The 26,037-nt window shown below is 64.9% G+C and carries 27 protein-coding genes; 4 read left to right on the top strand and 23 right to left on the bottom strand.

The window, feature by feature from the left end; translation table 11 throughout:
* Positions 1–128: 128 nt before the first annotated feature.
* Positions 129–1,028 carry a lipid A hydroxylase LpxO gene (gene lpxO, locus AC07PE_RS12170; protein WP_498764608.1) on the top strand — a complete coding sequence of 300 codons (900 nt, stop codon included), beginning with the start codon at positions 129–131 and terminating at the stop codon, positions 1,026–1,028.
* 69 nt (positions 1,029–1,097) lie between these two features.
* Here lpxO and AC07PE_RS12165 read toward each other — a convergent pair whose 3' ends face one another.
* The 6 genes from AC07PE_RS12165 to AC07PE_RS12140 all read right to left on the bottom strand — a co-directional run bounded on the left by AC07PE_RS12165 (position 1,098) and on the right by AC07PE_RS12140 (position 8,095).
* Positions 1,098–2,387, bottom strand: coding sequence for an acetate kinase (locus AC07PE_RS12165; RefSeq protein WP_498764606.1), 1,290 nt, complete (start codon positions 2,385–2,387; stop codon positions 1,098–1,100).
* A gap of 23 nt (positions 2,388–2,410) precedes the next feature.
* Positions 2,411–2,914 carry a hypothetical protein gene (locus AC07PE_RS12160; protein ID WP_498764604.1) on the bottom strand — a complete coding sequence of 168 codons (504 nt, stop codon included), beginning with the start codon at positions 2,912–2,914 and terminating at the stop codon, positions 2,411–2,413.
* Positions 2,915–2,924: 10 nt separating this feature from the next.
* Complete coding sequence (locus AC07PE_RS12155; protein ID WP_498764784.1) at positions 2,925–3,566, bottom strand: C39 family peptidase; 642 nt, start codon at positions 3,564–3,566, stop codon at positions 2,925–2,927.
* A 44-nt stretch (positions 3,567–3,610) separates the two neighbouring features.
* Entirely contained in the window at positions 3,611–4,039 is a 429-nt protein-coding gene (locus AC07PE_RS12150; RefSeq protein ID WP_498764602.1) for a hypothetical protein, read from the bottom strand.
* A gap of 82 nt (positions 4,040–4,121) precedes the next feature.
* Positions 4,122–6,479 carry a hypothetical protein gene (locus AC07PE_RS12145; protein ID WP_498764600.1) on the bottom strand — a complete coding sequence of 786 codons (2,358 nt, stop codon included), beginning with the start codon at positions 6,477–6,479 and terminating at the stop codon, positions 4,122–4,124.
* Between the two features lie 281 nt (positions 6,480–6,760).
* Positions 6,761–8,095 carry a sigma-54 dependent transcriptional regulator gene (locus AC07PE_RS12140; RefSeq protein ID WP_498764597.1) on the bottom strand — a complete coding sequence of 445 codons (1,335 nt, stop codon included), beginning with the start codon at positions 8,093–8,095 and terminating at the stop codon, positions 6,761–6,763.
* Between the two features lie 307 nt (positions 8,096–8,402).
* On the opposite strand from AC07PE_RS12140, the gene AC07PE_RS12135 reads away from it, so the two are divergent.
* The gene (locus AC07PE_RS12135) at positions 8,403–8,858 is read left to right on the top strand and encodes a pyridoxamine 5'-phosphate oxidase family protein (protein WP_498764595.1); all 456 of its coding nucleotides are present in this window, start codon (positions 8,403–8,405) and stop codon (positions 8,856–8,858) included.
* A 15-nt stretch (positions 8,859–8,873) separates the two neighbouring features.
* Here the strand turns inward: AC07PE_RS12135 and AC07PE_RS12130 are convergent, their stop codons facing one another.
* Positions 8,874–10,844, bottom strand: a complete 1,971-nt coding sequence (locus AC07PE_RS12130) for a peptidase U32 family protein (RefSeq protein WP_498764593.1) — start codon at positions 10,842–10,844, stop codon at positions 8,874–8,876.
* 116 nt (positions 10,845–10,960) lie between these two features.
* Here AC07PE_RS12130 and AC07PE_RS12125 point away from each other — a divergent pair, with 116 nt between their 5' ends.
* Positions 10,961–11,209 carry a hypothetical protein gene (locus AC07PE_RS12125; protein ID WP_498764591.1) on the top strand — a complete coding sequence of 83 codons (249 nt, stop codon included), beginning with the start codon at positions 10,961–10,963 and terminating at the stop codon, positions 11,207–11,209.
* A gap of 31 nt (positions 11,210–11,240) precedes the next feature.
* On the opposite strand, the gene AC07PE_RS12120 is transcribed toward AC07PE_RS12125, so the two are convergent.
* The 3 genes from AC07PE_RS12120 to AC07PE_RS12110 are packed head-to-tail and all read right to left on the bottom strand — an operon-like array spanning position 11,241 to position 14,102.
* On the bottom strand, positions 11,241–11,627 hold the full coding sequence (locus AC07PE_RS12120; protein ID WP_498764589.1) for a PPC domain-containing DNA-binding protein: 387 nt from the start codon (positions 11,625–11,627) through the stop codon (positions 11,241–11,243).
* Between the two features lie 37 nt (positions 11,628–11,664).
* A complete protein-coding gene (locus AC07PE_RS12115) occupies positions 11,665–11,805 on the bottom strand; it encodes a hypothetical protein (protein ID WP_498764586.1) in 141 nt (46 codons plus the stop codon).
* Between the two features lie 11 nt (positions 11,806–11,816).
* Entirely contained in the window at positions 11,817–14,102 is a 2,286-nt protein-coding gene (locus AC07PE_RS12110; protein ID WP_498764584.1) for an FdhF/YdeP family oxidoreductase, read from the bottom strand.
* Between the two features lie 196 nt (positions 14,103–14,298).
* On the opposite strand from AC07PE_RS12110, the gene AC07PE_RS12105 reads away from it, so the two are divergent.
* Positions 14,299–15,405 (top strand): catalase family protein, encoded by a 1,107-nt coding sequence (locus tag AC07PE_RS12105; RefSeq protein ID WP_498764580.1) that lies wholly within the window; start codon positions 14,299–14,301, stop codon positions 15,403–15,405.
* Here the strand turns inward: AC07PE_RS12105 and AC07PE_RS12100 are convergent.
* The 13 genes from AC07PE_RS12100 to AC07PE_RS12040 form a co-directional block, all read right to left on the bottom strand.
* Entirely contained in the window at positions 15,395–15,745 is a 351-nt protein-coding gene (locus tag AC07PE_RS12100; protein WP_498764578.1) for a hypothetical protein, read from the bottom strand. The two genes, AC07PE_RS12105 and AC07PE_RS12100, sit on opposite strands and share 11 nt — an antisense overlap.
* 95 nt (positions 15,746–15,840) lie before the next feature.
* On the bottom strand, positions 15,841–17,196 hold the full coding sequence (locus tag AC07PE_RS12095; RefSeq protein ID WP_498764576.1) for a serine hydrolase domain-containing protein: 1,356 nt from the start codon (positions 17,194–17,196) through the stop codon (positions 15,841–15,843).
* A gap of 32 nt (positions 17,197–17,228) precedes the next feature.
* Positions 17,229–18,134, bottom strand: coding sequence for a DUF2145 domain-containing protein (locus AC07PE_RS12090; protein WP_498764574.1), 906 nt, complete (start codon positions 18,132–18,134; stop codon positions 17,229–17,231).
* Positions 18,134–18,601, bottom strand: a complete 468-nt coding sequence (locus tag AC07PE_RS12085) for a hypothetical protein (RefSeq protein ID WP_498764572.1) — start codon at positions 18,599–18,601, stop codon at positions 18,134–18,136. Before AC07PE_RS12085 ends, AC07PE_RS12090 begins: the two co-directional genes overlap by 1 nt.
* Positions 18,602–18,677: 76 nt before the next feature.
* Entirely contained in the window at positions 18,678–19,232 is a 555-nt protein-coding gene (locus AC07PE_RS12080; protein WP_498764570.1) for a hypothetical protein, read from the bottom strand.
* On the bottom strand, positions 19,232–19,792 hold the full coding sequence (locus tag AC07PE_RS12075) for a hypothetical protein (protein WP_498764568.1): 561 nt from the start codon (positions 19,790–19,792) through the stop codon (positions 19,232–19,234). Before AC07PE_RS12075 ends, AC07PE_RS12080 begins: the two co-directional genes overlap by 1 nt.
* 6 nt (positions 19,793–19,798) lie before the next feature.
* Positions 19,799–20,482, bottom strand: a complete 684-nt coding sequence (locus AC07PE_RS12070) for a type 1 glutamine amidotransferase domain-containing protein (protein ID WP_498764566.1) — start codon at positions 20,480–20,482, stop codon at positions 19,799–19,801.
* Positions 20,483–20,506: 24 nt separating this feature from the next.
* Complete coding sequence (locus tag AC07PE_RS12065; RefSeq protein WP_498764564.1) at positions 20,507–22,219, bottom strand: EAL domain-containing protein; 1,713 nt, start codon at positions 22,217–22,219, stop codon at positions 20,507–20,509.
* Between the two features lie 21 nt (positions 22,220–22,240).
* Complete coding sequence (locus AC07PE_RS12060; protein ID WP_498764562.1) at positions 22,241–23,029, bottom strand: transporter substrate-binding domain-containing protein; 789 nt, start codon at positions 23,027–23,029, stop codon at positions 22,241–22,243.
* An 11-nt stretch (positions 23,030–23,040) separates the two neighbouring features.
* Positions 23,041–23,967 (bottom strand): glycosylasparaginase, encoded by a 927-nt coding sequence (locus AC07PE_RS12055; protein ID WP_498764560.1) that lies wholly within the window; start codon positions 23,965–23,967, stop codon positions 23,041–23,043.
* Complete coding sequence (locus tag AC07PE_RS12050; protein WP_498764558.1) at positions 23,964–24,722, bottom strand: amino acid ABC transporter ATP-binding protein; 759 nt, start codon at positions 24,720–24,722, stop codon at positions 23,964–23,966. Before AC07PE_RS12050 ends, AC07PE_RS12055 begins: the two co-directional genes overlap by 4 nt.
* A complete protein-coding gene (locus AC07PE_RS12045) occupies positions 24,700–25,371 on the bottom strand; it encodes an amino acid ABC transporter permease (protein WP_498764782.1) in 672 nt (223 codons plus the stop codon). The genes AC07PE_RS12050 and AC07PE_RS12045 overlap by 23 nt, the downstream gene beginning before the upstream one ends.
* Positions 25,371–26,036, bottom strand: coding sequence for an amino acid ABC transporter permease (locus tag AC07PE_RS12040; RefSeq protein WP_498764556.1), 666 nt, complete (start codon positions 26,034–26,036; stop codon positions 25,371–25,373). Before AC07PE_RS12040 ends, AC07PE_RS12045 begins: the two co-directional genes overlap by 1 nt.
* Position 26,037: the final 1 nt, after the last annotated feature.

The following is a 26,037-nucleotide window of genomic DNA, read 5'->3' as shown; positions in this document are numbered from 1 at the left end:
CGTAGTACGCCCGCGACAAATTGTCGGCGTCCGCCAACCGTCTCGCCCTTGGCGAGCAGGTTGTCGGACGCATCGTCATGCCTATGGTATCCTTGCGCTCCGTTTAGTCAGGTGCACGTGGAGGCGTAATGAAGTGGGCAGTCGTGGGTTTTCTCATCCTTTCGGTCCTGCATATTCATTTCCGCGGCAAGGTCCGGCTGCCGTTCGGCCGCCAGCTGTTCGACCATTCGTCGTTCATGGCCCCGATTAATATCTTCATGCACCTGTTTTCCCGGGTGCCGAGCACGCCCTACATCCCGGTCCGCGAATTCCCCGAGCTCGATGTCTTGCAGCAGAACTGGGAAGTCATCCGCGAAGAAGCCCTGAACCTGGTGGCGCTGCAGAAGATCAAGGCCTCCGAAGAGAACAACGACGCCGGCTTCAATTCTTTCTTCAAGACCGGCTGGAAGCGCTTCTACCTGAAGTGGTACGACGCCAGCCACCCGTCGGCCGAGCGCCTGTGCCCGAAAACCTATGCGCTTCTGCAGGGCATCCCGTCGGTGAAGGCGGCCATGTTTGCCGAGCTGCCGCCGGGCGCGAAACTGAACCCGCACCGCGACCCCTTCGCCGGCTCGATGCGCTACCACCTGGGCCTGGCCACGCCGAACGACGACCGCTGCTTCATCGAAGTCGACGGCCAGCGCTACAGCTGGCGCGACGGCCAGGGCGTGATCTTCGACGAAACCTTCATCCACTGGGCCGAGAACACTAGCGGCCAGGACCGCGTGATCCTGTTCTGCGATGTCGAGCGCCCGCTGCGCTACCGCTGGGCGCAGGCGGTCAACCGCTGGCTGGGCCGCACCATGATGACCGCCGCCGCTTCGCCCAACGAGTCCGGCGACCAGACCGGCCTGGTGAGCAAGCTGTTCCGCATTTCGCACGTGATGGGCCAGTACCGCCGCCGCTACAAGGCCTGGAACAAGACCGCCTACAAGGCGACCAAGGTGCTGCTGATCGTCGGCCTGGCCGCGCTGGTCTACTACATCTGACGTCTGTGTGCATAAAAAAACGGCGCGCCAGCCCGAGAGGGCGGCGCGCCGTTGCCGTTCCTGGAGCGTTCAGAACGAAAATGGCATCCGGACCATCAGGGTCACGTCCGGGGTATCGCGGGTGAGACCGGCGCCGACCGACACGTTGAGCGTGCGCTTGTCGTTCAGGCGGTAGGAGTAGCCCAGCAGCAGGGTGCCCAGCTGCATCCGCACCGAGCCTGGCACCACCTGGCCGCCCTGGCGGGTGCGGGCCACCGAGTTGTGGTCGTAGCCGATACTGAACGAGGCCTTCTCGTTCAGCGCCAGGCCCATGCCGAAGTTGAAGCCGAACACGTCGCCGGGCTTCACGTCGCCCAGGAATTCTTTTTCGCCGTTCAGCACGGTGCGGTAGACGTTGCCGCGCTTGAAGTTGTGGGTGTAGCTGAAGCTGCCGAAGAAGATGGCCGGGTCGGACGGCATCAGCCAGGTCAGGCTCGGCTGCACCGAGTAGAAGCCGGAACCGGTGGGCAGGTCCAGCGGCAGGCCGGTGCCGGTGACGTTCTCGCCCACGCAGCGGGTCTGGCAGTCGGTCACCACCTGGAACGGGTCGCGGCCAGTGCGCGACTTGAAGCGGAAGCCGCCAATGAAATACGGCTTCTCGACGCCGCCTTCGTTCAGCTGGTAGCGCCAGCCCAGTTCGACGTCGCCGATGCCCTGGCCGCTGGTGTTGAAGGCGCGCTCGGTGGCGGTGCCGGTGAACAGCTCGCGGCTGACGGTGGCGTCGCTGCGGTAGGTGTAGGGGATCTTGGCTTCCAGCTCGAGGCGGTTGTCGAAGCCGTAGCGGAAGGTGGCGGCGCCGGTGGTCGTGTTGCGCTTGACCTCGCGGACGTCGAGCAGGCCGATCAGGAGCGCAGGGATCACCGTGTAGCCGATCAGCGCCACCCGGTTGCTGGACGAGTAGCCGTACTGGATCGAGGGTTCGAACACCAGCTTGCCGCGCGGCGTCAGCACGCCCGGGCTTTCGAAGATCGGCGCCACCTGCGGCGCGCGGCTTTCGGCGCTCGGCGGACGGCCGACGGTGTTGCCCGGGTTGATAGGTTGCGGCGACGGACGCGGGGCGCCGCCGTTGTCCATCTGCTGCCCGGCGTCGGCCACCGGAACCGGGCCGGTCCCGCGCAGAGTGTCCAGCTGCGACGGTGCTGCGACGCCGCTGGCGCGCAACTGGCGCTCCAGCTCGTCCACGCGTGCACGTTGTTCTTCCAGCTGTTGTCGCATGATCTTCAGCTGTTCCAATAGATCGGGCGACTGCGCGCCGGCGGGGAATGCCGCCAGGACTAGGCTAACGCCAATCGCGAAGGACAGCGCTGGAATCTTAGGCATATTTTTTTTCTCCGGTTGAGCCGTCACCTTCCTGTGACGGCAGTGTTTAAGGCGTTGTTGAGCGTGGACTGGAAATTCATGTTCTGCAACATTCCACGCGCATTCACGCTGGCATTGATGATGGTCTGGTTGTTGATCAGCTGGTCGTTCAGGCTGTTCTGGATGATGGTTCCGCCCAGTACGTCGCGGCCGAGCTGGAGGTTGCCGCCGGCCAGGCCGTTCTGGATCAGGCGGACCTGGCCGGCGGTGTCGGCGGACACTTTCGACATGCCGCTGGTGAGGGTGCCGAGGTCGCCCAGGTTGAGCTGGCTGCGCTCGACCACGTTGCCGTTGATGGTGACGATGCGGTCGATGCCCAGCGAGACGGCGATCCCGCCCGGGATCTCGAAGCCGCCGCGCAGTTCGGCCAGCGCGGCCGGCTCGACCGCCTGCGCGGGGTCGAAGCCGGCGACGGGGGCGTCCGCCCATCCCTGGCCGGCCGCTGCGGCGCTGGCCAGGAGGAGGCAGATATTGAGGGTGAGGCGCATGGTATCTCCTCTAGAAATCGGTGGGGCCCAGTTTCGGCAGGCCCATGTAATCGATGCCGGTTCGCGCCACCGCGTCGCCCAGCGGCGCGCGTGGTGCGGCACGCCAGTCGGCGGTGAGATTGAACTGGGGCTGGCTCGGCGCTTCGTGGATCACGAACAGCAGCCGGCTCGGCCAGATGGATTCGAATTGTTCGCGCGTGATCGCGCGGGTGCCGCTGGATGGGTCGCCCAGCAGGATGCGGCCGTTTTCCGCGCCTTTGACGACGACGAAGTGGTTGTAGCCTTTTTCGGAGATCAGCACGATGGCCGGCACCCTGGCGTCGACCAGCTTGTCGATGGGCTGACGGAAGCCGTCGGCCTTGAAGCCGATCGAGGCCAGGTAGCGCTGCATGTCGAGCAGCGAAAAGCCTTCGCGGCGGATCTTCTGCTGGTCGCCTTGCTCCCACATGGCCTGGAAGGCGACGGTCTCGCTGATCGGATAGCCGTAATGGTGGGTCAGCAGGGTCGCCAGCGCGGCCGAGCCGCAGCTGAAATCGTACTGCTGGCGGGTGGTGGAAACGAACTTCAGTTCCTTGAGGCTGTGTACGGGAACGTTAAAACGGGCGCCGCCCACGATCGGCAGGTCGGCTGCCTTCGCGCAGGTGGCGCCCATGACTGCGCACAGCAGCGCAGTCAGCAGATGCGGGGTGCTACGGTTCATTTGAATTGCACATTGATGATGGTGGCGCTCTGGATCAGCACGTTTGCACCGCTGTTCTGGATTACCACCGGGATCCCCGACATGTTCGAAAAAGCACCGTTGTCGATCATGTTGGCGCCGGTGCTGACATTGGTGGCGCTGTTACCCGTCACGACACCGTCCAGCTTCATGTCGTTCTTGGTTTCGGTGCCGCCGCGTGACTGTTCGAGCTTGCCGAGGTCGGCCGCCGGCCCGAAATCGAGGCTGAGGCCGGACTTGGCCGGGACTGCCGCTGCCTGAGCTTCCTGCTTCGCCGGCTGCTGGACCGCCCCTGACTGGCTGGCCTGAGCCTCGGCCGGTCCGGCCCAGGCCGGAGACGCCATCAGCGCAAGCACAGCGATGCTGCACAAGCGCCTGGCGACTCCCTGGTTGAATGATTGCTGCATTCTTTACCCCCGTTTGCTCTTCTACTTCCGGTCCGCGAAAACCGCGCCCGAGGGCGCGGCTTTCGTTTCACCTAAGCCAGGATTACTGGCCGCCGACGTTCATGTTGCTCTGGACGTTGACACTTTGCTGGACCAGAGAAGAGATGCCGGTGTTCTGGCTGATCACCATGATGCCTGCCGCGTTCTGGCCAGCGCCGGACATGGTGTTGGACATGTTGAAGGTGCCGGCATTGACGCTGTTCGAGCCGCCGTTGCCGCCGGCACCTGCACCGCCCGCGCCATTGGCGCCGTAGCCGGTGGTGATGGCAGCCAGGTCGCCGCCACGGCCGCCAGTGCTGGTGCCGCCTGCGCCGCCTGCGCCGCCTGCGCCTGCAGTCGAGCCACCGTTGGTCGCGGCACCGCCGGTTGCCGAACCGGAGGTCGACGAGCCGCCTGCGCCGCCAGTGCCCGCGGTGTTCGAAGCCGAGCCGCTCGCTGCGCCGTTACCGCCGGCTGCACCTGCGCCGCCTGCCGCACCCGCGCCGCCTGCGCCTGCAGTCGACGTGCCGGAGGCGCCTGCGCCGCCTGCACCCGAAGTGCCCGCAGTGTTGCCCGCGCCGGCGCCGCCGGTGCTGGTGTGGCCGGAACCTGCGCCGCCGGTGCCGGCGGCAGCGTTGCCGCCAGCTGCGCCTGCGCCTGCGGTGTTGGTGGCCGAGGAGCCTGCGCCGCCCGCTGCACCCGCGCCGCCCGCTGCGCCAGCACCGCCTGCGCCGCCAGCCGCGCCGGCGCCGCCGGTGCCTGCTGCGCCACCGGTGGTGGTGCCTGCGGTGGAGGTGTTGGCGCCGGTGGTCACTGCACCGCCGGTGGCGGTGTTCGAACCGCCGGTAGCGGTGCCGCTTGCGCCGCCGGTACCTGGAGTGGCATCGCTACCGCCCGATGCGCCGCCGGCGCCGGTCGAAGCCCAGCCGCCGCCGGAACGGGTTGCGCCGTTCGAAGCACCGTTGTCGCCGGTCGAGGCGCCGGCGTTGCCTGCCGAGCCACCCGCGCCGGCGAAGCCGCCAGCACCGCCCGAGCCGGCCATGCCACCTGCGCCGCCTGCCGCACCCGAGCCGCCGGCGCCGCCGGCGCCGCCGGTTGCCATGCCGGTACGGCCTCCGTTGCCGCCATCACCAGCCCAGGCGCCGCCGGCATAGCCGCCGTTGCCACCCGAGTTGCCGCCGGCGTAGCCGCCGTTGCCACCCGAAGCTGCGCCGCCCGCACCGCTGGCGCCGCCGTAGCCGCCGTTGGCAGTCGAGCCGCCGCCGGCTGCACCGGAGCCGCCGGCGCCGCCGAAGCCGCCCGAGCCGCCCGAGCCGCCTGCGCCGGTGGTCGATGCGGCGCTGCTGCCGCCTGCGCCGCCCATGCCGGAGGTCGAGCCGCCCGAGGTGGCGCCGCCCGCATTGGCCGAGCCGTTGCTGGCCATGCCGCCGGCTGCGCCTGCTGCGCCGTTCGCCCCGGCGCCAGCTGCACCCGCGCCGCTGGTGGCAGTCACGCCACCAGCCGAGCCTTGGGCGCCCGCACCGCCATTACCGCCGGCGCCGTTTGCACTGCCGCTGTTGTTGGCGACGTTGCCGATGCCCGAGATCGTATTGCCCGACACGTTACCGTTCAGGCGCGAGATCGCGCTGGCGGTCGAGGTGTTGTAGGCGTTCGACAGGTTCGAGGTAGCGTTGCCGTTGTTGGAAGCGGCAGCGCCGACGCCCGACGCCGTCGAGGTGCCGTTCTTGCCGGTGCTCTGATCACGGTTGTCGGTGTTGGTGGTGTTGGTGCTGCGGTTGCTGCTGTCGGTGTTGGTCGTGGTGACGCTGCGGTCGCTGTTGTCGTTGTTCGAATCGCGGGTGGTGGTGTTGCCCGAGTTGCGATTCGTGGTGGTGGTGTTGGTACGGTTGGTGCTGTTGTTGCTGCTGTCGGTGTTGGTCGTTGCAGTGTTGTTGCTGTCGTTGGTGCTGCGGTTGCTGTTGTCGGTGTTCGTGGTCGTATTGGTCGTTGCGGTGTTGTTGCTGTCGTTGGTGCTGCGGTTGCTGTTGTCGGTGCTGGTACGGGTGCTGGTACGGGTGGTGCTGTTGTCGTTGTTCGACGAGTTCATGCTGCTGTTGGTGCGGGTGGTGCTGTTGTCGTTGTTCGACGAATTCATGCTGCTGTTGCTGCGGTTGCTGTTGTCGTTCGCATTGCTCGTGTTCGTGCTGTTGTTGCTGTTGTCGTTGTTCGACGAGTTCATGCTGCTGTTGGTACGGGTGGTGCTGTTGTCGTTGTTCGACGAGTTCATGCTGCTGTTGTTGCCGCTGTCGGTAGACGTGTTGGTAGTCGTCATGTTGCGGTTCGACGTGACGGTGCTACCGCCGCGGGCCGTGATGTCGTCTGCGGCCGATGCGCTCAGCGAGAAAGCGAGCGAGATGGCGGTTACGAGCAAAGTCTTGTTCATTCGATTTCCCCTCTGGGTATTGGTTGGTGATAGGTCGGCTGTAGCGCCGACACTTTTGTCTATTGCACAACCAATGCCAGCTACATAGATGAGTTTGCTAAGTGCTTGTTTTTGTTGACTTTGTCCGTCTCGTCCTACGACACCGTCAGAAGTTCTCCGGCAGAATTTGCCGAATTTGCCGAAGAACTGTTTCAACTCTGGTACAACTCTGTTCACTTGTGTCTGGCAACGCACCGAGGAAGCTGGACACAGTGTCACACCTTGTTACAGCTGTTAAGGCCTCAGGGACGCATGTTGTGTTTGCTCAGAAGTCGGTACATCGTGGTACGCGAGACTCCCAGGTCCCGCGCCGCACGGCTGACGTTCTGGCCGCTGCGTTCGAGACAGTCGCGCAGGGCGCTCCGTTCAGTGCGTGCCCGGGTGTCTTCCAGGGCCGCGGAGATCGGCGCCGGGATCCCGCGCGCCAGACCAAGATCTTCGGGCGCGATCAGGCGTCCATCGGACATCACCATTGCGCGCCGCACCCGGTTGATCAGTTCACGCACGTTTCCCGGCCAGTCATGATCGAGGATGGCGGCGACCGCGCGGTCGGAAAAGCCCTTCAGCCGCGGCGCTTTTTCGCTCGCATACAGCTGGAAGAAGTGCTCGGCCAGCGCCACGATGTCCTCGCGCCGCTCGCGCAGCGGCGGCACAGTTACCGGCAGCACAGCAAGGCGGTAATACAGGTCTTCACGGAAGTCGCCCTTGTTGACGGCCTGCTGAAGTTGTACATGGGAGGCGGCGATCACGCGCACGTCGACCCGGATACTGCGCGTGCTGCCCAGGCGACAGATGGTCTTCTCCTGCAGGAAGCGCAGCAGGTTCGCCTGCAGGTCCTTGGGCAGGTCCCCGATCTCGTCGAGGAACAGGGTGCCGCCGTCGGCCGATTCGATCAGGCCCGCCTTGCCGCGGGTGGCGCCCGTAAAGGCGCCGCGCTCGTAGCCGAACAGCTCGGAGTGGATCAGGGTAGGGGAGATGGCGCCGCAGTTGATGGGCACGAAGGGCCCGGTGGAGCGCTCCGAACCGGCGTGGATCGCTTGCGCCGTCAGCTCCTTGCCGCTGCCGCTCTCGCCCCAGATCAGGACAGGCGCCGCGACCTTGGCGACGCGATCGATCTGGGCACGCAGTCGCACAATCGCATCGCAATGTCCGATCAGTGGAGAGTCGGCCTGTGCATGGTCGGTCAGCTGCTGGCGTCGGCGCTTCAGCATTGCCCAGCCATGCGCGTGGCCCAGCGTGTGAGACAGGCGGATTGGATCGACGGGCGAGGTATGGTAGTCGCAGAGATGCTCGACCACGATATCGCGATAGCCCGTCGATTCGAGGTCGCGCGGACTGAACACGCCTACCCACTGCATGTTGCCATGGCGGCGCAGGAATATGTCGAGATCGGCTGCACGCTGCTGGTCGCGGTCATGCATCAGCAGGCCGACGAGAAAATGATTGTTTCGTAGTTCGCGCCCGGCTTCAGCCAGGCTTGTGACGCTGCAGATTTCCCAATCCGGCATGGTGTCGCGTAGCAGTACGTCGATATCAACATGGCCGGGGGCGATGCAAAGCAGGCGTTTGAGTGCCATCGATCCTCCAGATAAGACAGGGGGCCAGTAAAGTAATTACGTACACACTAAATCTGGCAAAACTTTGCTTAAAAATTGTAACTACTTGTAGGACTACATGCCGTTCAATAGCTTCTTGGAAATAACATTCCTGCAATTGGCTTTTTTGCAATATTATGCCGTGCGTTTCTGAACAGTGGCGGACGATACACTCTGTGTTTACAGAGTGGGAAGGCATGAATATTCCGATGTCGCGATCCGTTATTCTGGTACCCGAAAGTTACAGGCGCATAAACGTTCGGCGGCCCCGACGGGCAGGAGGTGTGTGATGGATAAGATACAGAACGACTTCGTCCTGCAGGTGCTGGACATGGCGCCGGACATGACCCTGGCGACCATCCGGCCGGATGGCTATCCGCAGGCGACCACGGTCAGCTTCGCGCACCAGGACATGGCGATCTACGCCGGCATCGGCAGGAACAGCCAGAAGGCGGAGAACATTCGCGGCTGCGATAAGGTGTCGCTGACGATCAACCTGCCTTACCAGGACTGGCGCGAGATCCGCGGGCTGTCGATGAGCGCCATCGCCGAGCTGCTGGAGGACCCGGTGGAGATTGCCCGGGCGGCGGCCTGCCTGGAGCGGCGCTTCCCGGCCGTGGCCGAGTGGGTCGGACCGGACATGGGACACGAGGTCGCCTTCCTGCGGATCCGGCCGCAGATGGTGTCGGTGATCGACTATTCGAAGGGTTTCGGCCACACGGAGTTGATCAGTGTGGCCGCATGAGCGCTAGGCCCCTGTTCAGGCGCGCGGACGCGTCTTGTGGAAGACCAGCGGGCTGTAGGGGATGGCGGAAGGCGGCGGCGAGTTCAGGATATGCGGCTTCATCGCGCCGATGATGTGCATCTCGCAGGGCTTGCAGTCGAACTTCAGCGTGTAGCGCTCGTCGCCGTTGACCAGGGTCATCGGTTCCGCGCGGACCTGGCCCTGCACGCCTTGCACACCTTTGGCCTGCTTCGGGCACAGGTTGAAGGAGAAACGCAGGCAGTGCTTGGTGATCATCAGCGAGACTTCGCCCGGCTCCTCGTGCGCCTCGTAGGCCGCGGCGATCAGCTGCACGCCGTGTTTGGTGTAGAAGGCGCGCGCCTTTTCGTTGTAGACGTTGGCCAGGTAGCTGAGCTGGGCTTCCGGGTACACCGCTGGCGGCTCGGCCGCCGCTGCGCGTTCCGGACGCTCCCAGCTCGCCAGGCGCGCTGCTTCGTGGGCGGCGATGGCGTCGCGGCGCAGCGCATTGATGGCGCTGGACGGCACGAACCAGGGCCGCGACAGCTGGAGCTCGATGCCGCGCGCTTCGAACATGGTGTTGCCCAGCTTGCCCAGGCTGGTGCGCAGGCCGGCTTCGGCCTGTTCCGCCTGCTGGGCCGGCTGGAAAGCGATCGCCGCGTCGGCGTGGCTTTCGATGCCATCCTCGTCGCTCACCGAGAGGCGCAGGCCGCCTTCGATCTCGACCAGCTTCAGGTAGACCGCCACGCGGCGCTCCGACGATTTCTTGGTCAGCGCGGACTCCCACTGGTGGTCGCGGTTGCGGCTGACCGAGGTGCCGACCTTGAGGCCGGCCAGGCTCGACACCGGCTCGTTCGGGAACACGCGCCAGCGCTGGCCTTCGGCGTCTTCGCCGATCTTCTGCACCGTATTCGCCTGGATACCGACGGTTTCGCGCTTGTGCATGTAGTTCAGGCCGTCGCCGTTCGCCATCGGTGCATTGGTGACCAGGTCGAAGTTGTCGCCGCCGATGCGCGCGACGGTGCCCAGCTCGACGCCCACGTACTTCGGCGAATCGAAGGCGCCGATGGTTTCCTTGCGGCCCGTGGCGAAATAATCGGTGTGGCCGCGGTGGAAGTTCTTGTCGACGTCCGGCGTGAACAGGACATTGGTATGGCCGCTCGACGCGCGCGCCAGTTCCGGACGGCGTTCCAGGATCTCGTCCAGCAGCAGGCGGTAGTGGGCGGTGATGTTCTTCACATAGCCCATGTCCTTGTAGCGGCCCTCGATCTTGAAGGAGCGGATGCCGGCGTCGATCAGGGCTTCCAGGTTGCGGCTCTGGTCGTTGTCCTTCATCGACAGCAGGTGCTTTTCGAAGGCGACCACGCGGCCCTGGCCGTCCGACAGCGTGTAGGGCAGGCGGCAGGCCTGCGAGCAGTCGCCACGGTTGGCGCTACGGCCATTGTCGGCGTGCGAGATATAGCACTGGCCCGAGAAGGCCACACACAGGGCGCCGTGGATGAAGTATTCGAGGGGCGTGTCGACCTGGGCCCGCACCGCCCTGATCTGCTCGATGGTCAGCTCGCGCGCCAGCACCAGCTGCGAGAAGCCGACCTGGGAGAGAAAACGAGCCTTCTCGACCGTGCGGATGTCGCACTGGGTCGAGGCGTGCATCTGGATCGGCGGCAGGTCCATCTCGAGCAGGCCCATGTCCTGGATGATCAGGGCGTCGACGCCGGCGTTGTACAGGTCCCAGATCTGCTGGCGCGCGGTCTCGAGCTCGGCGTCGTGCATGATGGTGTTCATGGTCACGAAGATGCGCGAGCGGTAGCGGTGCGCGAACTCGACCAGGGCCGCGATGTCCTCCAGCGGATTGCTGGCATTGTGGCGGGCGCCAAAGGCCGGGCCGCCGATGTACACCGCGTCCGCGCCGTGCAGGATGGCTTCGCGGCCGATCTCGGCGGTTTTGGCAGGGGACAGCAGTTCGAGCTGGTGGGCGAGGAGGGACATGGCGGCCTTCGTGCAGATGGTGCGAAAGGCGGAAATTATAGTCGGATCAAGGGTTTATGTCACCGATGCGGTGCAGGTACAATGTCGCCTCGATCCACAATGAACAGAACCACCGCATGGAAACCAACGATCAGCGCTACCTCGTCCAACAGAACAAGCTTGTCGACGACGGCAAAGCCGCCCCTGTATTTGCCAAAGTCATGCGCAGCAAGGAAGGCAAGTTCGAAGGCGTTTCCTTTATCAGGAACAAGGAAAAGGCGACCATCATGACGGTCGCCGAGGCACAGGAAGTCGTCCAGTGGGCGCAGCAGAAAAAGGGCAATGCGAAGGACTACCTGACCAAGGTGATTTGCGTCGGGCAATAAGCTTCGGGCCGCACTGGCCCCACCTTGGGGTTCACAACCGCAGGATATTCGCCCCGATTGCCGGGTCCTGCCGCCGCTCCAGCTGCCTGTCGTGCACGGAAATGGTGACTTCCAGGGATCCGCGACCGACGATCAAGGCGAGCAAATGGCCGCCGGCCACCGAAAAATCGCTGCCGCCGCCCACGCCGTGCGCGTGCACCGACGGCTTGCCGTCCTTCCAGGCCAGTGTGCCGGTAATCCCCGTCATCTCGCGGTCTTCATAGCGCTTCGGCTTGTAATCCCGCTTGTCGAAGTCGAAAAAGCCGAAGGTCACCGAGCCGGCAAAGCCGAAGCCGCTAAAGCTGGCGCTGGGAATATTGCGGTGGTGCGCCAGCGACACCAGCTCGGCAAACAGATCGTCGCCTTCGGTCAGCACCATCAGCCAGCCGGTGGGGGTCGGTATCGCTTTTGCGGTGCTAGGAGGCATTTGAGGCCAGCTTTTCGCGCTTGTGCTCCTTGTACATGAAGAGCGCCGCCGCGGCGGAAGCAATCAATAAAACGACGCTCGCCGCATCGACCCCGACATTCACACGCACTTCTACTTTTACGTCTTTCATCTCATCTCCTGTCACTGCGCCGCTTCGATCCGCACCGCAATCGACTTGGCCGCCGGCACATAACTGTCCTTGGCGTAGTGCCACAGCGGAATCAGCGGATTGCACTCCGGGTAGTAGCCGGCGATGCAGCCCGGCGGCACCGGATACTCCATCACCTTCAAGCCATCGACCCGCCGCTCGACGCCATCGTCGGTGGCCGTGAGCGCGCTGACCCGGGCGCCGTCCTGCAGGCCGCGCGCCTCCATGTCCGTTTTCGACATGAAGACCACCATGCGGTCGCCGGTCACGCCGCGGAAGCGGTCGTCCAGGCTGTAGATCGTGGTGTTGAACTGGCCGTCGCTGCGCACCGTGAACAGGCGCAGGGTGCCTTCGCGATCCGGCAGGTCCGGGTCCACCGTCAGGCTGTCCGGCACCGTGAAATTGGCCTTGCCGTTCGGCGTTTTCCATTCGCGCTTGGCGGCCGCGTTGGGCTTGCGGAAGCCGCCCGGCGTCCACATCCGCGCATTGAAGTCGTGGAAGATTTCCGGCCAGGTCAGCGCGATCGCATCGCGGATCTTGCTGTAGTCTGCCACCCAGGCATCCCAGTCGACTTTCGGATTCGGGTCCAGCATCGCCTTCGCCAGGCCGGCGACGATGGCCGGTTCCGACAGCAGGGTGTCCGCCGCCGGCGCGGCCATGCCCTTCGAGCCGTGCATGCAGCCGGTGGAATCCTCGACCGACACCGCCTGCTCGACGCCACCCTGGCGGTCGATCTCGATCCGGCCCAGACAGGGCAGGATGTAGGCGGCCTGGCCGTGCACCAGGTGGCTGCGGTTCAGCTTCGTCGAGATCTGTACGGTCAGCGGCAGCGCGCGCCAGGGCGTGTCCATCAGGCCGTGTTCCGGCACGGCGCGCACCAGGTTGCCGCCCAGGCTGACCAGGGCCTTGACCTTGCCGTCGCGGATGCCTTCGCAGGCTTCGACCGTGTTCAGGCCCTTGTCGCGCGGCGGCTCGAAGCCGTACAGTTCCTTCAGCTTGTCGAGCGGCGCCAGCTCCGGCTTCTCGGTAATGCCGACCGTGCGCTGACCCTGGACGTTCGAGTGCCCGCGCACCGGGCAGATGCCTGCGCCCGGCTTGCCGATATTCCCGCGCAGCAGGAGCAGATTGACCAGCATCTGCACGTTCTGCACGCCGTTGCGGTGCTGGGTCAGGCCCATGCCATAGACGCCGATTACTGCTTTCGACGTCATGTAGACCCGCGCGGCGTCGCGGATGTCGGCGCGGTCGAGGCCCGCTTCCTGTTCGATCTCGTGCCAGGTGGTCGCCTCGACCTTGTCCTTGAGGGCGCCCAGGCCGTGGGTGTGTTCGGCAATGAAGGCCGTGTCGAGGACGGGCGGATCGCCGCGCTTGTGCGCCGCGTCTTCCTCTTCCAGCACCGCCTTGCACAGGCCCATCAGCGCGGCCGTGTCGCCGCCGGCCTTGAGCTGGTGGTACTGGGTGCTGATCGAGGTCTCGGCGCCGCTCAGCATCTCCAGCGGCGACTGCGGATTCGTGAAGCTGACCAGGCCGCGCTCGCGCAGCGGGTTGAAGGTGATGATGGACACGCCGCGCTTGCGCGCTTCCTGCAGCTGGTGCAGCATGCGCGGGCTGTTCACACCCACGTTCTGACCGAAGAACAGGATGCAGTCGGTCTTTTCGAAGTCGTCGAGGACCACGGTGCCGATCGGCACGCCTATGCTCTTCGGCAGCGCCACCGAGGTGCTTTCGTGGCACATGTTCGAGCTGTCCGGCAGATTGTTGTTGCCGTACATGCGCGCCAGCAGCTGGTACATGTAGGAGGTCTCGAGCGAGGCGCGGCCGGAGCTGTAGAACACGACGCTCTTCGGATCCAGCTTGCGCAGGTGGGCGCCGATTTCGCTGAAGGCCTGGTCCCAGCTTATTTCCTGGTAGCGGTCGGACGCGGCGTCATAACGCAGCGGTACCGTGATGCGGCCGGCGTCTTCCAGGTCGTGATCGTGCCAGCGCTCGAGTTCTTTTACCGTGTGCCTGGCGAAGAAATCGGTGCCGATGTGCTTGCTGGTAATTTCCCAGGCCGTGGCCTTGGCCCCGCTTTCGCAGAACTCGGCCGGATGCGGATGCGCGGGCTTGGCCCAGGCGCAGCTGACGCAGGCGTAGCCGTCCGGCTTGTTCTGCTTGAGCAGCAGCGCGGCCCGCTGCGGCGGCACTTTCTCCTCGAGGAGAATGGTGCCGACTTCCTTCAGCGATCCCCAGCCGCCGGCCGGCGTTGTCGGTTCGTGACCCTTGCCTTCCTTGTCCATGTCTGTCCGCCGTCCTCAAAGCTGCCGCCGATGGGCGCGAAGTCGCCAGCATGCAGCCAGGCCAGCCAATCGTCTGTTCGGGACCGCACACGGCGGCGGGCAAAATCGGGCGAGTCATCGTTTCGGTGCGGCGCAGCACAGAGCGGCGCCGGCGCCCCTGTCAGGATCGTGGACCGACCACTTACCAGGCCCCGCCATGAACGCTCCTTCCAAAATCCGTCCGATCCCGTATTCCCCGGCTGTCGAAGTGCCCGAGGAGAAGGAAACCGAAACCATCTTCGACCTGAAGGACACCATGCAGAGCATCTCCCGCAAGACCTGGGAGGACTCCGGCCACGCGATCCGCAGCGTGCACGCGAAGACGCATGGCCTGCTGGTGGGTGAGCTGATCGTGGCCGATGGCTTGCCGGCGGCCTATGCCCAGGGCCTGTTCGCGAAGAGCGGCAGCTACCCGGTCGTACTGCGCCTGTCGACCACGCCGGGCGACATCCTCAGCGACGATGTCTCGACCCCGCGCGGCATGGCGCTGAAAGTGGTCGGCGTGCCGGGCGAGCGGGTCGACGGCAGCGAGAACGACACCACCCAGGACTTTGTGCTGGTGAACGGCCCCGTGTTCTCCGCGCCGACGGCCCGTAAATTCGCCGGCAACGCCAAGCTGCTGGCGGCCACCACCGACAAGGCGCCGAACCTGAAGCGTCTGTTCTCGGCGGTGGCACGCGGCGCCGAGAAGGCGATCGAAGCGGTCGGCGGCGAAAGTGCCACCATCAAGGCCCTGGGCGGGCATCCGGAAACCCATCCGCTGGGCGAGACCTATTTCAGCCAGGCGCCGATCCTGTACGGGGACTACATGGCCAAGGTGCAGGTGGCGCCGGTCTCGCCATCCCTGACCGCCCTGACGGATGCGCCGGTCGACCTGAAGGACAAGCCGGACGGCCTGCGCGATGCGGTGGTCGATTATTTTGCGGCGCAGGGCGGCGAATGGGAGCTGCGCATCCAGCTCTGCACCGACCTGGAAAAGATGCCGATCGAAGACGCTTCCGTCGAGTGGCCGCAGGAGCTGAGCCCCTACGTGACAGTGGCGCGGCTGAGGGTCGGGCCGCAGCAGGCGTGGAGCGAGGACCGCGCGCGCCGCATCGACGAAGGCATGCAATTCAATCCATGGCATGCGCTGGCGGCGCATCGGCCGCTCGGGTCCATCATGCGCGTGCGCAGGGAGGTGTATGCGATCTCGAAGCGTTTCCGCGCCGAGCGCAATGGCGTCGAGATCGCCGAGCCGCGAGACCTGGACGGACTCAGTTCGTGACCAGCGCCAGCAGCTCGCTGCGGTCGTCCGCGCGCTGGCACTGGGCGGTGGTGCGGTCCCACAGCAGGAACATGCCATAGGCCCAGTTGGCCACCAGTTCGCCCTCCGAGGCCGGCTTGGCCGCCGCACCATCCGTCAGGCGCAGGATCTCGGCGCGGGTGAGGGCGGTCAGCTGCTCGTAGTTCCAGTCGTCCTTCGGCATCATCTTCTGGCGGGCGCGGTAGCGGCGCGCCCGTTCGGCGTCGCTGAGCTTGTCGGCCTTGGGCGGACGGCCGCGCTTGCGGGCTGCGGCGGCGTCGAGGGCGAGTTCGATGGTGCGTTGGTCTTCCGGCTGTTTCATGAACTACATTATTCGTGATGAGTTACGTAAAGGCAAGTCCGGATTTTTAGATTGTGTGACGCGTCACGGATTTGTGATTCGGCGTCACAAATCCTTTATCGTGGTGCGATGGCGCCGCGGTACAGCGCATCGGTGATGCGCTCCTGGAAGCGCGCCTCGGACGAAAACCTGCCCGGCTGCTTGTCGGGATCGGCGCCCACGCCGGTGCTCACGTAGATCATGCCGTCGCGCTTTTCAGGGTCGAACACGAACAGGGCGTTCAGGCCCCAGGACCATCCGAGGTGGCCGACGCCCTTGAAGCCGCCGCCGTCGACCAGGCGGTCGCCGCTGGTATGGCCGTCCTTCACGATGCTGGTGTCCGTGAAGTGCTGGTTGCCCAATCCCCAGGCGTGATACAGGCCGCGGTAGCTGCCGCCGTCTCCGTTGGCGCTGCCGTTCGCGCCGGCCGGGTGCAGGGTCCACTGGCGGGTGAACATGGTTTTCACTGTCTGTGACGCCAGAATCCGCTTGCCTTCGAATTCTCCCTGGTTCATCAGCATCAGCATGATTTGCGCGAGGTCGGCGGTCGAAATGCGCAGGCTGCCCTGCGGGCCGAAGACGGTGCCGTTGGTGCCCGGCTTGTAGCTCGCGAGGCCGGTCGGCGCGGCTGGCGCTTCATGGTCGAAATCGTCGGCCTGGGCGACCCAGGGGCCTTGCGGGTCCCAGACTTCGGCGCCGTCCTTCTCGCGCTTGCGGTAGAGGGTGGCGACGTCGTCTTCATTTGCGGGCGCGAAGTCGTTCAGGTAGAAGCCGGCCTTCAAACCCATCGGATCGAAGACCAGCCTGCGCATCAGGCGGTCGAAGCGCTCGCCGGTGGCAGCTTCCATCACGGTGGCGATCAGCCCCCAGTTGAAATTCACGTATTCGAACCAGCTTCCCGGCGCATGGCCGGCGTCCCACATCGCGCCTTTACCGTAGTAGCGGCCGTTCGGCAGCAGGACCTCCTTCAGGTCGACCTCGGGGGCGAACTTGAAGCCGCCCTCGTCGCGCAGCGAGGAGGTGTGCGTGAGCAGCATGCGCAGCGTGATCGGCCGGTCCGGGAAATGCGGGTTGCGCACCGGGTAGCCGAGGTAGCTGCCGATGTCGGCGTCCAGCTGTAGTTTGCCTTGTTCGACCAGCTTCATGGCGCCCAGCGTAGTCACGAATTTCGAGACCGAGGCGGCGCGGAACAGCGTATGGTCGTCGATGGGCTGTGCGGGCTTGCCGGGGTTGGCCAGGCGCTTGCTGCCGAAGTGGTGGCGGTAGACGATCTCTCCGCGGCGGATCGCGACCACCGAGAGGCCGGGCAGCGGCATGGCGGGATCGTTGGCGACGGCCTGCAGCTGGCGGGTGAGACTCGCCGCTTGGGCTTCCGGCAGCGGACTGGCCGGCGCGCGGCCAGCGGCGATGGTCAGGGCGGCGGTGGCAAGCATCGTAGCGATTTTCTTGTGACGCATCACGATAATCAAGAGTCGAGGGGAATGACTTCGTCGCCAGGGCCTGGCGTGCACCCGCGCCCGAGCGGCTCCCAGCCACGATGCACGACGATGTGCCGCGCGTCGTGGCACAGCTCCACACGCCGGGCCCGCGGCGCCCGCCGGTGCACGAAGTCCTCGATGGAGGCCGGCACGCTGACGCGCAGCGCCAGCGCATACACATCGTCGACCGGGTGGTCGTTCACGTGCACCAGCGGCACGAACTGGCCGGCGAACATCAGCCAGCGCGATTTGAGCTTCACGGGACCCGCCTCGTAGCCCTGCTCACGCAGCCAGGCCTGGGCACGTTCGCGGGCCTTGTCCTGGCTGTCGATCGCGCCCCAGGCACTGGCCAGGATCTCCGCGACCCACTGGTTGCAGTTCTGGTAGCGCGTGCTGAAGGCATAGGCGTTGGCGCTGTAACGGCCGGCCAGCAAGGCCAGCGCCATGCTTTTGTTGCGCGCGGCCTGCTCCAGCTGGGCGGCATTGTCGTCGTCGAGGAAGACCAGCGAGACGTGGCCGCGCCCAGGCGCATCGGCGCCCAGTGCGAAGCCCGGCACGCCCTGGTCGAACAGGCGCGGACGCGATTCGTCGCAGGCGTAATACAGCTGGCGCACGGTCCAGGCCTTGTCCTCGTTCTTCAGGGCGATGCCGGCGTGCGAATACAGCAGGTCGAAGCGGCTCAGGTCCAGGCCCGCGCGCGAAATCAGCGCGACCTTCTGCTGCGAGGCTTCCAGCTCCCGCTTGACGGCGCCGGCAAAGCGCAGCACGCGGTCCTGCTCGGCGGCGGTGGTTTCCTTGCCGCGTTCGCAGAAGGCCGGGATGCCGGCGGATGCCCCGGCGCTGGCAGTGAGGCAGATCGCGGCCAGCGTTGCAGCCGCGAGCCGTGGCAGCATCAGATGGCGACCTTGCGCGAACCCAGTTCGCGGTACCAGTCGTCCTGCAGGGCCAGGAAGAAAGGCTGTCTGGTGTCGGCGTAGGCGAATTCGTAGCCGTACACGCGCTCGTTCACGTGCACGATGGCGCCGCTGCCGACGGCGCGGGCAGCCAGCGCGCGGTTCGGCACGTCCAGCGTGAATTCCTGGGCTGCGGTACCGGCGACCGGGCGCAGGGTCAGGCGCGTGGTGTCGGGCTTGGCCGGGGCCTGGGCGATGTCGATCACCTGGTAATCGCCGGCGGTGACGCGGCGGTCGCGGTTCGAGCTGTTGCTGGAGCCGCCGATCGAGTCGGAGATGCTGCCCGAGGAGGCGGAACCGGCGCTGGAGGCGCTGGAGGCGACGCTGTCGGCGTGCGCGATGGGGGCGGCGCAGGCCACGGCAAGGAGTGCGGCGATGGTCGCGTTACGGATGAGTGCGTTGTTCATGGGTTTTCCTGGTAGAGCTCAAGCATGCTATGGTACATGCCGCGAGCCCGGCTGCACAGGTGCTGTGTGGGCAAGATCATGAAGGATCCTGCGTCGCCTGCCGCTCCGGATTGCGTTCCTGCATGGGCATCCACACCGCGAGGTCCCAGGCGTTGCGGATCCCGATCACCAGCATGAAGATCATGGTCCCGGCGATCAGCAGCATAGCCTCTTCGCCGCCGCGCAGGACCTCGACACCCGCCGCCAGCACGATCGCGTACGCCAGGTAGGGCAAGCCGATGTACCAGATCCAGTCCAGCACCGACAGGCCGTTTTCGCGCCAGCGCTGCGGGCCCTTGACCGACCACAGGTAAAGCAGGGAGAGCGCCGCCCCGACGATCAGCAGCCAGCCGACCAGGCTCTGCGAGATATCGGGCGCCATCAGGACATTCGATACCACGAGCACGGTCGTGAAATACACGGCGTTCGGCGAGATGAAGGCCCGCACGCCGGTTGTGTTTTCGGTAGCGATGATCGATGGGCCGAGCGAGATCACGATGAACAGCACGCCGGTCAGCGTCACGCCCGCGGTGCCGCTCAACAGGAAGAATTCGTGCCACTGTTCGAGCTGGTGAGCCCAGGATGCTTCCATTACGCCTCCGTGTCGGTATTGTTTTCGCTGGCGCCCGCTTTCATCTCCTGGACCGGCAACCAGACCGCCAGATCCCAGGCATTGCGCACGCCGATGACGATCAGCAGCAGCACGAACACGGCGATCAGGGGCAGCGCGCGCGGGTCGTCGCGCAATATGCCGATGCCCGCCACCAGCGCGAGCGCGTAGGCGAGGTAAGGCAGGGCCGCGTACCAGACGATGTCCGCCGCGGAGATGCCGTCCTCATGCCAGGGCTGGCGTCCCCGGATCGACCACAGGTAAATCAGCATGAGTGCAGCACCGATGCAGAGCAGCCAGCCGCTCGGCTCCTGGGGCAGCGCATGCGCCATCAGCACATTCGATACCACCAGCACCGCGGTGAAATGGACCGCGTTCGGCGAGATGCAGGCCCGCACACTGGTCGCATTGTCGGCGGCGATGATGCGCGGCGCGAGGGAAATCACGACGAACAGCACGGCAACGAGTATGCCGCCCGCCGTGCCGCACAGCAGGAAGAATTCCCGCCATTGTTCCAGCTGGTGGAGCCAGGATGAATCCATGGCGTTTTATCGGGCGCCAAACTGCTTGAGCAGCAAGGACGCCGCCGGTCCGGACGACGCGGGATTTTGACCGGTAATCAGTTGGCCGTCGCTGACAACATAGGGCGCCCAATCCTCCGCTTTGGAGTAAATGCCGCCTTTCGCCTTCAATTCGTCTTCGACCAGGAAGGGTACAACTTTGGTCAATTGCACGGCCTCCTCTTCCGTATTGGTAAAGCCGGTGACCTTCTTGCCTTCTACGAGAGGCTTGCCATCGGCCCTGACCACGTGTCGCAATACGCCCGGCGCGTGGCACACCAAAGCCACGGGTTTGCCTTCGGCGATAAAAGACTCGATCAGGGCAATCGAGTTCCGGTCTTCGGCGAGATCCCATAAGGGGCCGTGGCCGCCGGGATAAAACACGGTGTCGAAATCTTTTGAGGAGACACTGTCCAGCCGTACTGTCGAAGCCAGTTGTTCTTTTGCAGCGGCGTCGCCTTCGAAGCGGCGGGTGAGATCGGTCTGGAAGCCTGGATCGGCGCTTTTCGGATCCAGCGGCGGCTGGCCGCCTTTTGGTGATGCCAGGACGATATCGGCGCCCGCATCCTTGAAGATATAGTAAGGGGCGGCAAGCTCTTCGAGCCAGAATCCGGTCTTGCGCCCGGTATCGCCCAGCCGGTCATGTGAAGTGAGAACAATCAGGATCTTCATTCGGTTCGTCTCCCGACATGGTGGTCAAACAGTCGCCAGATCCTGCGGCATCTGGATCTGCCGTATGGTGGCCTGTATTTGCGCTGGGCTCAAGGCCTGTTTCGGATGCGCCAGGCGCCGTACCGCTTCCATCGCTTGCGAAGGCACCAGGGCACGGCTGAAATACCAGCCCTGAAAGCGCGTCACGCCGTGCTCGGCCAGCCAATCCAGGTCGCGCACCTGTTCCACGCCTTCGCACAGGATCTCGGCGCCGAAGAGGCGGCCGGCGTTGACGATCAATTGCAGCAGCTCGGCCAGCCTGTCGTCATCCGCAACGCCATCGACGAATTGCCGGTCGACTTTCAATTTGTCGAAAGATAGTTGGCGGATGGTCTCGAAATTGGAATGGCCAGTGCCGAAGTCGTCGATGGCGATCTGCATGCCCAGCGAACGCAAACCCAGCAGGCGCACCTGCAAGCCTTTGGTATCGCTGCAGTTGCTCTCGGTGATTTCGCACTCGAAGTGCCGGCCTTCGATGCCGAACTCGCCAAGTTGCTGCGCCACTTTGTCGACCATCCCATCGACCAGCAGCGATTCGCGCGCGAAATTCAGTGCGATCGGCACTTGCGGCATATTGCCGGCTTCGCGCCATTCGCGCAGGTTCTGGCACACCGTGCGCAAGACGGACATATCGAGATAAAACATCTTGCTCGACTGTTCGACAAAGGCAAGAAAATCCTTGGGATACAGTAGTCCGACGACGGGATGGCGCCACCGCACCAGCGCCTCCAGGCCGGTCAGGCTTCCCGTACGCAAGTCGAACTGGGGCTCATAATGCACCTCGAGTTCGCCATGTCCCGAACGCCCGCAAAGCAGTTCGTTGAGTCCTACCAGCAAGGCCGATTCCATGCGGGACGCGGTCTGGTAAGTGCTAATCGACGTCATCGTCGCGGAATTCGCCGCATTCGCCGCTTCGTGCAGGAGGACGGCAGGATGGAGTCCGCAGTTTGCCTTGGCCACACGCAGCCCGACGCGGGCGCGCGCCGTGTATTGTTTATTGCAGGCCAAAGCTGCGGGTGTATTGATGACCGGGTGAAGAAGGGACAGGCGATGGGCAGTAGCCTTGGCGCTACCCGGCAAGGCAAATGCAAAGCGTTCGCCGCCGAGGTGGGCAAGGACGGCATCGGGACCGGCCCAGGCGACCAATCGTTGCGCCAGGATGGCGAGCAACTCGTAACCGGCGGCGACACCATAGGCATCGTTCACGCGCGAGAAGGAAACGACGCTGATATGACCGACCCTCACCTCCTGCGCGGGCGTATCCAGCAGCTCCTGCAAGGCATGCATGAACCAGGTTTCGTTGGCGATTCTTGTTCCCTGATCGCAATAGCGTAGGCTTAGCTGGCTGCCTATGAGCTCCGCAAGGGCCGTCAGGGACTTGCGCTCCTCCGTTCCAACCCGTCCCGGCGCATCCCACAGCATCCAGACGGCGCCTCGCAATTGAAGTGGCTCGATCCTGACAGGCAGGGCAAGGTAATGGCAATGTGCGGTGTGGCCGAAGCGCTCGTCTATCCCGGTGTCCTCGACCTCGAGCCAGTCTTCATGAAGTCCGGGGATGGGATATCGGAATGGCGCTCTGTTTGCGGCATCGCATTCGGCCAGATAAATGCCGGCCAGCGAGGCGTTTGCCGCTCGCGTCAAGGTTTCGGCAAGACGCTTGAGGTAGACGTCGTCGCCCGTAGAGGAATCGATACCCATGTCCACGAGCTTACTGCATCTTTACGGCGCCTGTAGCACCGGAGGCAACGCTTTCGCACCCCACCACTTTCTATAATTCGCCACATAGGCGCCGGACCGAATATAGTCCGCAACAAATCCGTTCACGAATTTCAGCATCACCGGATCGCCCTTGGCCATGGCAATCCCGATCGGCGTATTGCCATACATTGCCGGCAAAGTCTCCAGCTGCTCATTCTTGCTGGCCAGGTAGTCCAGCAGCGACGAATCCTCGACCCCGGCATCGACGCGTTTCTGCTGCAGGAGTAAAACCCCGTCCGGCGCAAAATTGTCGGTGTAGACGATCACAGCCTGCGGCGCCGACTTCTTCACAAAAGCATCCGCCGTCGTCCCGCGGCCGACCACGACGCGCTTGCCGTTCAGGTCCGCCAGCGATTTGACGTGGGCGCTTTTTTGCGCGATCACGCGCAGGCCGGCCTGGTTGTAGGGGATGGAAAAGTCCACCACCCGCGCCCGTTGCGGCGTGATCGAGACGTTCGCCACCACCAGGTCGAGTTGCTTCGACATCAGCATCGAGATGCGCGCATCGCTGGACACATCCGAAAAGCGCACCGGCACGCCGAGCTTCGCGGCCAGCTGCTTGGCGACGTCGACGTCATAGCCGACCGGCTCGTTGGCGGCATTGCGGAAGCCGACCGGCTCGCCGCCCAGCGAGACGCCGATGCGCACGTAGCCGCGGGCCTTGATGTCTTCGATGCGGCCGGCCAGCGCGGAACCCGCGGCCAGCATTAATAAGGCAGCGGCGGCACAGCGTGTCAAACGGAGGTGCATGCTCAGTCCTTTCAGGTTTCGATGGTGGAGGCGACGCGTAGTTCGGGTGCGGCCATGCGCTCGTCCCAGTACCAATAGCGTATCTCTTCGTCGCAGCGGTAATTGACCACCTGGTGATTGCCCTTGGCGTCGATCGCGTGAATCACCACGCCGGCCAGGAAGCCGGACTTCAGCTCGGCCAGTTCTTCCACCGCGAGCTTGGTGGCATCTGCGAGCGTGTAACCGAGCCGCAGCGCCAGCACGATGCTGCGCGACGTTCCGCAGCGCATGGTCATTTCGCCGGTGTGGGTGCAGGCTGCGGCGCCGTAGCGGCTGTCCGCGTAGAAGCCGGCGCCGGGGATCGGCGAGTCGCCCAGGCGGCCGGGATACTTCCACGCCCAGCCGGAGGTCGAGGTGACCACGCCGATGTTGGCGCCGGCGTCCCGGCCCAGGAACACCGTGGTGTCGCGCACTCGCTCCGGATCGGTGATGGCGTGGCTGAGCGGCGCCAGCGGAATATCGGGAAAGGCCGCCAGCTGCTCCGGCGACATCTCCGTCTGCAGCCGCTCCCACCACACACGCTTGCTGTCCGGGTGCAGCACCTCGTCGACGGCGAAACCGCGCTCGGTGGCGAAGCGGCGCGCCCCGGCGCCGGTCAGCATCACGTGCGGCAGGTGCTTCATCACCTCGTGCGCCAGCGCGGAGACGGGCAGGGTCGCCGGCACCGCGCCCACTGCACCGACCTCGCGCGTGGTGCCGTCCATGACGCCGGCGTCGAATTCCATCTCGCCCAACATGTTCGGCCAGCCGCCGTAGCCGACGCTGCGCACCCTGGCTTCGCGTTCGACCTTGGCGATGCCGCTGACCATGGCATCGACGCTTGGGCCGCCCTGTTTCAGCAATTCCACCGTGGTTTCGAAGCCCGGCCAGGCTTCGGCGTTCGCTAACAGCATCTTCATGATTTGCTCATTTTTGATAAAAATTGCGCGATGCGCGGCTGCGCCAGGCCGCCTTCCACGGCAAAGAACTTCGCGGTCGGCAGGTCGGCCAACAGCCGGCCCTGGTCGAGGAAGACGATGCGGCTCGAGATCTGGCGGGCAAATTCGATTTCGTGGGTCACGAACAGCATGGTGGTGCCGCTTGCAGCCAGCTTCGCCAATATATTCAATACCTCGGCCGTCATTTCCGGGTCGAGGGCGCTGGTGACTTCGTCCAGCAGCAGGTAGCGCGGTTTCATTGCCAGTGCACGGCAAATGCCGACCCGCTGGCGCTGGCCGCCGGAGAGCTGGGCCGGATAGGCCTTCGCACGCTCGGCCAGTCCGACGGAGGCGAGCAGTTCGCGCGCTTCCATCTCGGCTTGGCGCCGCGGCACTTTGAGCACCTCGATCGGCGCCAGCGTGATGTTCTGCAGCGCCGTCATGTGCGGATACAGGTTAAACAGCTGGAACACGGTGCCGCAACAGCGGCGCGCGAGCTGCAGCTGCTTCGGATCCTCGACGCGGTGACCGTCGACGGAGATGCTGCCGCCGTCGAGCTTTTCGAGGCCATTGATGCAGCGGATCAGCGTCGACTTGCCGGAACCGCTGGCGCCCAGGATGGACACCACTTCGCCCGGCGCGATGTGCAGGTCGATCCCGTCGAGCACCGTGTGGTCGCCGAAGCGCTTGGCCACGCCTTCTATATGAATCACGCTATAAACCCTTCCATTGACCATGCGCGCGCAGGCGCGTCTCCACACGCGCGCAGACCCTGGCGATCAGCCGGGCCATCAGGTAGTACAGCAGGCCGATCACGGTCCAGACGATGAAGGGCTTCAAGGTGCGCAGGTTGAGGATGGCGCCCACCTTGGTCAGGTCGACCACGCCGATCACCGAGATCAGCGAGGTCACCTGCAGCTGGTTGACCAGCAGCCCGGCCAGCGGCCCGAGGCTGAAGGCGGCTGCCTGCGGCGCCACGATGCGCCGCAGCGTCTGCCAGCGGGTCAAGCTGAACACGCGCGCCGTTTCCAGCTGGTCGCGGCCGATGGATTCGATGGCAGACACCGCGATCACGTAGATGAAAGCCGCCGTATTGCCGGATAGCGTAATGAGCGCGGCCTGCACCGGCGTCAGATCGGTCTCCAGCAACACCGGCAAGCCGAAAAACACCAGGAAGAGCTGCACCAGCACAGGAGAATTCTTCAGCAGCTCGGCGACGAAGGCAGCCAGGGGCGCCAGCAGCGGCACGCGGTAGTAGCGCAGCAGCGCCCAGGCCAGGCCGATGAACAGGCCGGTGACGGTGGTGGCGGCGAACAGTGCGACGGAGACGCCCAGGCCCTGCAGCAGCAGGAGCAGATCGAGAGGCGTGAAATCCGTATAGCGCATCAAGCCTCGGCCTTGTTCAGGCGCCGGTGCAGCGCCCCGGCCGACAGCGACACCAGCCAGGTCAGCGCCGCATACAGCACAAGGAGCAGGGCGTAGACCTCGAAGGGCTGGAAGGTGTCGGCAGCGACGATCTTGGCGCTGCCGGTCAGCTCGTTCAGCGTGATCGCCGAGAGGATGGACGACGTCAGGATCAGGTTGACGAACACCGACCCGAGCGGACGCAATGAGCTGCGCAGCGCGATCGGCAGCACGATGCGGCGGTAGAGCGCGAATCGCGACAGTCCGCTCACTTGCGCCGCTTCCAGCACGCCCGGTTCGATCGCCAGGATGCCGGACCGGATCACGTCGGAGACGAAGGCGCCGCCCGCCAGCGACAGTGCGAGTACGCCGGTACCGAAGGCGCTCAGTTCGACGCCGATTTCGGGCAGGCCGTAGAACAGGAAGAACAGCTGGACGATGAAGGGAACGTTGCGGAAGATGTCGACGTAGATCTCGGCCAGGCGCCGTGCCAGCGGCGAGGACGCGGTGCGCATGAGGGCCACGACGATGCCCAGTGCAAGGCCGCCGGCCAGGGCCAGCGCGCAGGCGAGGGCGGTCAGCCGGGCGCCGGCTGCGAGGTCGCCGAGATAAGGCGTGAGCGTGGTCGGATCGAAGGTCAAACTCATC

Source organism: Telluria sp. GW821-FHT07G12 (genome assembly GCF_059418525.1).
Note: the sequence above shows the minus strand (reverse complement) of the source record. Positions and strands in the feature narration are given on the sequence as shown.

What these genes read in the sequence shown, in the direction of transcription:
- AC07PE_RS12040 (WP_498764556.1), bottom strand. Translation starts at nt 26,036, where the DNA reads ATGAGTTTGACCTTCGATCCGACCACGCTCACGCCTTATCTCGGCGAC.
- AC07PE_RS12095 (WP_498764576.1), bottom strand. Translation starts at nt 17,196, where the DNA reads ATGCTTGCCACCGCCGCCCTGACCATCGCCGCTGGCCGCGCGCCGGCC.
- AC07PE_RS12100 (WP_498764578.1), bottom strand. Translation starts at nt 15,745, where the DNA reads ATGAAACAGCCGGAAGACCAACGCACCATCGAACTCGCCCTCGACGCC.
- AC07PE_RS12060 (WP_498764562.1), bottom strand. Translation starts at nt 23,029, where the DNA reads ATGCACCTCCGTTTGACACGCTGTGCCGCCGCTGCCTTATTAATGCTG.
- AC07PE_RS12120 (WP_498764589.1), bottom strand. Translation starts at nt 11,627, where the DNA reads ATGGTGCTGACCGAAGGCGACGATCTGTTTGCCGAGCTGGTGTCGCTG.
- AC07PE_RS12055 (WP_498764560.1), bottom strand. Translation starts at nt 23,967, where the DNA reads ATGAAGATGCTGTTAGCGAACGCCGAAGCCTGGCCGGGCTTCGAAACC.
- AC07PE_RS12115 (WP_498764586.1), bottom strand. Translation starts at nt 11,805, where the DNA reads ATGAAAGACGTAAAAGTAGAAGTGCGTGTGAATGTCGGGGTCGATGCG.
- AC07PE_RS12085 (WP_498764572.1), bottom strand. Translation starts at nt 18,601, where the DNA reads ATGAACAACGCACTCATCCGTAACGCGACCATCGCCGCACTCCTTGCC.
- AC07PE_RS12105 (WP_498764580.1), top strand. Translation starts at nt 14,299, where the DNA reads ATGAACGCTCCTTCCAAAATCCGTCCGATCCCGTATTCCCCGGCTGTC.
- AC07PE_RS12110 (WP_498764584.1), bottom strand. Translation starts at nt 14,102, where the DNA reads ATGGACAAGGAAGGCAAGGGTCACGAACCGACAACGCCGGCCGGCGGC.
- AC07PE_RS12045 (WP_498764782.1), bottom strand. Translation starts at nt 25,371, where the DNA reads ATGCGCTATACGGATTTCACGCCTCTCGATCTGCTCCTGCTGCTGCAG.
- AC07PE_RS12050 (WP_498764558.1), bottom strand. Translation starts at nt 24,722, where the DNA reads ATGGTCAATGGAAGGGTTTATAGCGTGATTCATATAGAAGGCGTGGCC.
- AC07PE_RS12125 (WP_498764591.1), top strand. Translation starts at nt 10,961, where the DNA reads ATGGAAACCAACGATCAGCGCTACCTCGTCCAACAGAACAAGCTTGTC.
- AC07PE_RS12140 (WP_498764597.1), bottom strand. Translation starts at nt 8,095, where the DNA reads ATGGCACTCAAACGCCTGCTTTGCATCGCCCCCGGCCATGTTGATATC.
- AC07PE_RS12150 (WP_498764602.1), bottom strand. Translation starts at nt 4,039, where the DNA reads ATGCAGCAATCATTCAACCAGGGAGTCGCCAGGCGCTTGTGCAGCATC.
- AC07PE_RS12090 (WP_498764574.1), bottom strand. Translation starts at nt 18,134, where the DNA reads ATGCTGCCACGGCTCGCGGCTGCAACGCTGGCCGCGATCTGCCTCACT.
- lpxO (WP_498764608.1), top strand. Translation starts at nt 129, where the DNA reads ATGAAGTGGGCAGTCGTGGGTTTTCTCATCCTTTCGGTCCTGCATATT.
- AC07PE_RS12155 (WP_498764784.1), bottom strand. Translation starts at nt 3,566, where the DNA reads ATGGGCGCCACCTGCGCGAAGGCAGCCGACCTGCCGATCGTGGGCGGC.
- AC07PE_RS12065 (WP_498764564.1), bottom strand. Translation starts at nt 22,219, where the DNA reads ATGGGTATCGATTCCTCTACGGGCGACGACGTCTACCTCAAGCGTCTT.
- AC07PE_RS12145 (WP_498764600.1), bottom strand. Translation starts at nt 6,479, where the DNA reads ATGAACAAGACTTTGCTCGTAACCGCCATCTCGCTCGCTTTCTCGCTG.
- AC07PE_RS12130 (WP_498764593.1), bottom strand. Translation starts at nt 10,844, where the DNA reads ATGTCCCTCCTCGCCCACCAGCTCGAACTGCTGTCCCCTGCCAAAACC.
- AC07PE_RS12075 (WP_498764568.1), bottom strand. Translation starts at nt 19,792, where the DNA reads ATGGATTCATCCTGGCTCCACCAGCTGGAACAATGGCGGGAATTCTTC.
- AC07PE_RS12135 (WP_498764595.1), top strand. Translation starts at nt 8,403, where the DNA reads ATGGATAAGATACAGAACGACTTCGTCCTGCAGGTGCTGGACATGGCG.
- AC07PE_RS12070 (WP_498764566.1), bottom strand. Translation starts at nt 20,482, where the DNA reads ATGAAGATCCTGATTGTTCTCACTTCACATGACCGGCTGGGCGATACC.
- AC07PE_RS12165 (WP_498764606.1), bottom strand. Translation starts at nt 2,387, where the DNA reads ATGCCTAAGATTCCAGCGCTGTCCTTCGCGATTGGCGTTAGCCTAGTC.
- AC07PE_RS12080 (WP_498764570.1), bottom strand. Translation starts at nt 19,232, where the DNA reads ATGGAAGCATCCTGGGCTCACCAGCTCGAACAGTGGCACGAATTCTTC.
- AC07PE_RS12160 (WP_498764604.1), bottom strand. Translation starts at nt 2,914, where the DNA reads ATGCGCCTCACCCTCAATATCTGCCTCCTCCTGGCCAGCGCCGCAGCG.